We start from the raw sequence: 5,694 nt of genomic DNA, 5'->3' as shown, positions 1-5,694 counted from the left end.
CTCAATGTCGACGCCGAGGGCAAGGTCGTCGAATTCGGCCTGTCCAGCTTTGCCAGCGATCGCATCCAGCTTGTATTCGAGGGCTGAGAGAGCGTTGTAAATGCTACTGGAGCGGCCGTCTGAAGGCGGTTTCTCCGCTTCCGGTGCTCACGGACCCAAACGTCCGCTGCGCGCCGGTTCTCGAAACCACCGCCACCCGACTCGCACCAGCGCATTTCCAAACGCTCTCTGAGTCCCCTCCCCCTCGACGGCGTTAGAAACCGCCGCCGAAGGCACAGGATCCCTGTTCGCCGAAGCCGGCGGCGGCGCCGATGACGGCGAGCACCACAGTGACGGCCACGGCAGTGCGCAGCCAGGCACGGGTGGAGGGCCCCGTGCGATTCGGCCGATGGAGGACCAGGGCCACGACCAGCGCGCCGATCACCGCCAGCGCGGTCACCGGCCAGCCGACGGCGCCGAAGACGACCAGGATCAGGAGCGCCCAGCTGAACGGGTCGCCGGAAGTGCAGCTCGTCAGCGTGAATCCAAGGATGGCGGCATAGGCCCAGACCAGCAGCACCAGGGTGTTGCACAGCCAGAGGCCGACGATGGTGAGGATGCGGGGGACATTGGACATGCCGGCATCGTTCCGCCGGATTGTGGCGGATCTGCGAAGCGGACCGGTACGGCACCCGACGGCCGTCAGATATCATCCCCCAAAATGGAAACCGGGCGGGAAGGCTGCCCCTCCCGACCCGGCTCATCCACCCCCGCGGAGCACGCGCCGCTCCGAAAATCCCCGGCCGCCATGGGGACGGACTGCCGACGGCCGGGTAAGTTCCGTGCGGGGCCGGCTGTCGGCCGGCCCCGTCATCCCAAGGCTAGCCGGCGCTGGCCAGCCGGCCGCTGTGGCTGGCCGCACGCTGCGGCTCGGCTGCGGCAGCCAGCGAGGCGTTGCGGGCGTGGTGCCGCACCAGCATCGGCCGCAGGATCGCGATCGCCGAGAAGGCCGCGATCAGATCCATCGCCGCGACGGTGTACAGCACCGTCGACCAGGTGCCGGTCGCCTCCATCAGCAGGTTGCCGAACGGCACCAGTAGCGCGGCGACACCCTTGGCGCAGTACAGCACGCCGTAGATCTTGCCGAGATGCTTGGTGCCGAAGGTGTCGCCCGCCGTGGCGCTGAACAGCGAGTACACCTCGCCCCAGGCCAGAAACACCACGCCCGACAGGATCAGGAAGGCCCATGGGTTGTGGCCGAAGGTGCCGAGCGCGACGATGCCGATGCCTTCCATGGTGAAGGCGATGCACATCGTCTTCTCGCGCCCGATATGGTCGGACACCCAGCCGAAGAACGGCCGCGAGATGCCGTTCATGATGCGGTCCAGCATCAGGGCGAAGGGCAGTGCCGCCATGGTGAAGAAGAACAGGTTCACCGGCATGTCCTTGACGCCGAGATCCTGGGCGATGACGCCGAGCTGGGCCACCGCCATCAGGCCGCCGGTGACGGTGCAGATGAACATGAACAGCATGACGTAGAACACCCGGGTCTGCAGCGCCTCGCCCAGCGTGTAGTCGCGCCGGGACTGGGCGACCTTGGTCGAATGCTTCACCTCCTGATTGCCCCGCGCGCGCAGGAACCAGGCGGCGGCGAAGATGATGCTGCCCTGGATCAGGCCGAACCAGAAAAAGGCGGTCTGGTAGCCGGAGCCGGCGATGACGCTGGCGATCGGAATGATGGTCAGGGCCGAGCCGGCGCCGTAGCCGCCGGCGGTGAGGCCGACCGCCAGGCCGCGGCGGTCCGGGAACCACTTCAGCGCGGCGTTGACGCAGGTGGCGTAGACGCAGCCGACGCCGATGCCGCCGATCGCGGCGCCGACATAGAAGCCGGGCAGCGAGGTGGCGTAGGAGTTCACGACCCAGGACAGGCCGGTCATGACGCCGCCCACCAGCACCAGCGCCCGCGGGCCGTACTTGTCGATGAAATACCCCTCGATCGGGGTCAGCCAGGTCTGGACGATGACGAAGATGGTGAAGGCGGTCTGGATCGCGGCCCGGCTCCAGCCATAGGTCTCCTGGATCTCAGGCACGAACAGCGTCCAGGCATACTGGATGTTCGCGGCGGCGACCATGCAGACGATGCCGGCGATCAGCTGGATCCAACGGTTCGTCGGAGCTCCCCCCGCCCCCGCGGCGTCATTGGAAATCGCACTCATGGCGATGGCTCTCCCAGTGTCTTGTTGCTCGCTTCGACCGGTCGTTGCATGCCGGCGGTTCGTTGGCCTTCACTGGTGCCGCATCGACGGTTCGCCAGGATCGAACCGGACATTCGGGGCCTCCGAACGCTTGGTTCTGCGTGACCCTGGTTCCCGGCGCGGGAACCGCAAAGGCGTAGGGCGCTGAGCGCCAGCCTGGAGATGTCCACAAAAGGGCGCTGAGCGCCGGGCAACGGCCAGGCCCGACAACGGTCCTCGCAGCCGTCGGCGGGAAATCTTGCCCGCTGCAGTCACGATCGAAAATGATCCCAACTGGTATACAAAATGTAATATGTCTGAAGTGCGTTACAGTTGCAACAGTCTCGCGAAACCCTGTCGGGCTGGCAATACGGGTTCCGCGAGACTGCCGTCGACGGGAGGCTCAGGCCGGGTGCTCAACCGGGACCGGCGCCCCACGGGTCGCCGCCCAGAACAGCATCGCGGCAGCGCTGAATCCCGCCCCCAGCAGACAGACGCCGCCCCAGCCGACCCAGGCATAGACCAGGGTCGAGGCGATCGAGCCAAGCTCGCTGCCGATCGAATAGAATACCATGTAGCCGGCAACGAGGCGGCTGCGCGCCTCCGGCCGCACCGCGTAGATCATGCTCTGGTTGGTCACGTGCAGCGCCTGGATGGCGAAATCGAGGGCGACGGCGCCGATCACCAGGGCCCACAGCGCCTGCCGGGTGAAGGCGATCGGCAGCCAGGAGGCCAGCAGCACCACCAGCGCAACGCCCGAAGTCCATTGCCCGAGGCCGCGGTCGGCCAAATGCCCGGCGCGCGATGCTGCCAAGGCTCCGGCAACGCCGGCGAGGCCGAACAGGCCGATCTGGCTGTGGCTGAGCGACAGCGGCGGCGCGCTGAGCGGCAGCACCATCGCCGTCCACAGCACGCTGAAGGCAGCGAACATCAGCAGTGCGATCCCGGCGCGGGCGCGCAGCACCGGCTCCTCCACGAACAGCATGACCGTCGACCGCAGCAGCTGCGGATAGGACATCCGTGCCCGCTTGCCTTCGTCACGCCCCTTCAGCACCTGGAACAGGGTGCCCGCCATCAGCAGCATCGCCGCGGCAGAGACGAGATAGGCCGACCGCCAGCCGCCGAGATCGGCCAGCGTGCCGGCGACGGTGCGGGCCATCAGGATGCCCAGCACCACGCCGCTGGTCACGGTGCCCACCACCCGTCCCCGCTGGGTCGGCGCCGCGAGATCGGCCGCAAAGGCGACCAGCACCTGGACCACGCCTGCGAGCAGGCCGATCGCCACCATGCCCGCCAGCAGCACCGGCCCCGAGCCTGCTGTGCCGACCACGATCAGGGCCAGCACCGACCCCAGCATCTGGCCGACGATCAGGCGACGACGGTTGAGCAGGTCGCCGAGCGGCACCAGCAGCAGCAGCCCGAGGCCGAGGCCGACCTGGGTGAAGGTGACGACGAGGCCGATCGTCGCCGGATCGATCCGGAACTCGGCCGCCATCGCATCGAGCAGCGGCTGCGCGTAGTAGACATTGGCGACGGCGAGGCCGCCGGCGACCGCGAACAGGAACGCCACCCAGCGCGGCAGCACCGCCTTGTCCTCGAGCTTCATCTCGCGATCCTCCATCGAACAAGTGGTTTCATAATAAAACCACTTGTTCGATACGCCGATCGGTTCTATGTTGCAACCATAAACCATGGATGACTGACCGCGGTCCGGAGGACGGCATGGTCAAGCGGACGAGCCTGAAGGACGCGGAGTGCCCGGTCGCCCGGTCGCTGGACGCGATCGGCGACTGGTGGTCGCTGCTGATCGTCCGCGATGCCTTCGATGGGCTGCGCCGGTTCGGCGAATTCCAGAAGAACCTCGGCGTCGCCAAGAACATCCTGGCGACCAGGCTGCGCATGCTGGTCGACCAGGGCATCCTGGCGGTCGCCCCAGCCTCGGATGGCAGCGCCTACCAGGAATACGTGCTGACCGCGAAGGGCCGCGACCTGTTCCATGTCGTGGTTGCGCTGCGGCAATGGGGCGAGGCGCATGCCTTCGCGCCGGGCGAGCCGCATTCGGCCCTGGTCGAGGACGACGGTGGCCTGCCCGTCGGCCGGCTGCAGCTGCGCTCCACCGCGGGAAAGCTGCTGGGGGCCGACGACACCCACGTCCGCAAGCTGCCGGGATAGGCCGTCACGGCATCATCACGCTTGTCAGATGCCATTTGTGCGACAATTGTATCGCGATCGAAGCGGGACCCGTGCGGTCCGCGCTGCGATCTCGCCTATTCTCTAAGCGCTGCAGACACGAATTCCCGCCGGGAGGACTGAGATGAAATACCTTCACACCATGGTTCGGGTGACCGACCTCGAGCAGTCGCTGCACTTCTACCGCGACCTGCTGGGCCTGAAGGAGACCCGCCGCATCGAAAACGAAAAGGGCCGGTTCACCCTGATCTTCCTTGCCCCGCCGGGACAGGAAGAGGCGCCGGTCGAGCTGACCTACAACTGGGATGCCGAGACCTACAGCGGCGGCCGCAACTTCGGCCACCTCGCCTACGAGGTCGACGACATCTACGAATTCTGCGACCGGCTGCAGAAGGCGGGCGTCACCATCAACCGGCCGCCGCGCGACGGCCACATGGCCTTCATCCGCTCGCCGGACAACATCTCGCTCGAGATCCTGCAGAAGGGCGGGTCGAAGCCGGTGGCCGAGCCCTGGGCCTCGATGCCGAACACCGGCGTCTGGTAAGCTCGCGGTTCTGACTCTCACTGTCATTGCCGGGCTTGACCGGCAATCCAGAGGATTGTCGACAGTCTCTGGATGCCCGGGTCAAGCCCGGGCATGACAGGACGAGGGATGGGCCGAATGAGGAGAGAATCGCCGCTTCGCATCGCCGGCCTTGCGCTGCTGGCGCTCCTGTCCGGCTGCATCGGCGACACCGCCCCCTCCTCCACCGGACCGGAAGTCGCCGCCGCGGCGGAGCCCGGCCTGCGCTGGCCCGCCCTTCACTGGAAAGCGCTGCTGGTGGCGGGCGACGATGCCGAGCCGGTGTTCGACAATGGCGTCGAGAGCCTGCGCGGCAAGCTGGTGTCCTTCGGCGTGGCGCCGGCCGACATCGCCATGCTGAAGGCCGATGCCCGCCGGCCCGCTGCCATCGCCAACGGGGCCAACATCGAGGCGCAGATCGCCCGCCTGGCCGGCCCGGCCAACACCGGGTGCTTCGTCTACATCACCTCGCATGGCGCGCATGGCTACGGGCTGTACATCGCGGCCGACGACGCGGTGCTGCCGCCCGCCTGGCTGGCCAGTGCCCTGGACGGATCCTGCGCCGGCCGGCCGACCGTGCTGGTCACCTCGGGCTGCTATTCCGGGATCTACACCGACACGCCGGGGCTGACGACGGTGAACCGCATCGTGCTGACCGCGGCGCGGGCCGACCGCCCGTCCTTCGGCTGCGGCGCCGGCGACCGCTACACCTATTACGACCAGTGCTTC

General features: G+C 67.5%; 6 protein-coding genes. 3 read left to right on the top strand and 3 right to left on the bottom strand.

What is annotated here, in order from left to right; all coding sequences use genetic code 11:
* Positions 1-253 precede the first annotated feature (253 nt).
* The 3 genes from AC3XYG_RS34600 to AC3XYG_RS34590 form a co-directional block, all read right to left on the bottom strand.
* On the bottom strand, positions 254-616 hold the full coding sequence (locus AC3XYG_RS34600; RefSeq protein ID WP_489144433.1) for a hypothetical protein: 363 nt from the start codon (positions 614-616) through the stop codon (positions 254-256).
* A 244-nt stretch (positions 617-860) separates the two neighbouring features.
* Positions 861-2,195, bottom strand: a complete 1,335-nt coding sequence (gene oxlT, locus AC3XYG_RS34595) for an oxalate/formate MFS antiporter (protein ID WP_489144432.1) — start codon at positions 2,193-2,195, stop codon at positions 861-863.
* A 421-nt stretch (positions 2,196-2,616) separates the two neighbouring features.
* Entirely contained in the window at positions 2,617-3,819 is a 1,203-nt protein-coding gene (locus tag AC3XYG_RS34590) for an MFS transporter (protein WP_489144431.1), read from the bottom strand.
* Between the two features lie 116 nt (positions 3,820-3,935).
* Between AC3XYG_RS34590 and AC3XYG_RS34585 the strand changes: the two genes are divergently transcribed.
* The 3 genes from AC3XYG_RS34585 to AC3XYG_RS34575 form a co-directional block, all read left to right on the top strand.
* Positions 3,936-4,385, top strand: a complete 450-nt coding sequence (locus AC3XYG_RS34585; protein WP_489144430.1) for a winged helix-turn-helix transcriptional regulator — start codon at positions 3,936-3,938, stop codon at positions 4,383-4,385.
* 142 nt (positions 4,386-4,527) lie between these two features.
* A complete protein-coding gene (locus tag AC3XYG_RS34580) occupies positions 4,528-4,947 on the top strand; it encodes a VOC family protein (RefSeq protein ID WP_489144429.1) in 420 nt (139 codons plus the stop codon).
* Positions 4,948-5,064: 117 nt separating this feature from the next.
* Positions 5,065-5,694, top strand: a 630-nt coding sequence (locus AC3XYG_RS34575) for a C13 family peptidase (protein ID WP_489144428.1), incomplete at its 3' end; no start/stop codon positions are given.

Source organism: Inquilinus sp., assembly GCF_057815775.1.
Note: the sequence above shows the minus strand (reverse complement) of the source record. Positions and strands in the feature narration are given on the sequence as shown.

Excerpts from the sequence above, each read along its gene's own strand:
- AC3XYG_RS34590 (WP_489144431.1), bottom strand. The coding sequence starts at position 3,819 with ATGAAGCTCGAGGACAAGGCGGTGCTGCCGCGCTGGGTGGCGTTCCTG.
- AC3XYG_RS34600 (WP_489144433.1), bottom strand. The coding sequence starts at position 616 with ATGTCCAATGTCCCCCGCATCCTCACCATCGTCGGCCTCTGGCTGTGC.
- oxlT (WP_489144432.1), bottom strand. The coding sequence starts at position 2,195 with ATGAGTGCGATTTCCAATGACGCCGCGGGGGCGGGGGGAGCTCCGACG.
- AC3XYG_RS34585 (WP_489144430.1), top strand. The coding sequence starts at position 3,936 with ATGGTCAAGCGGACGAGCCTGAAGGACGCGGAGTGCCCGGTCGCCCGG.
- AC3XYG_RS34580 (WP_489144429.1), top strand. The coding sequence starts at position 4,528 with ATGAAATACCTTCACACCATGGTTCGGGTGACCGACCTCGAGCAGTCG.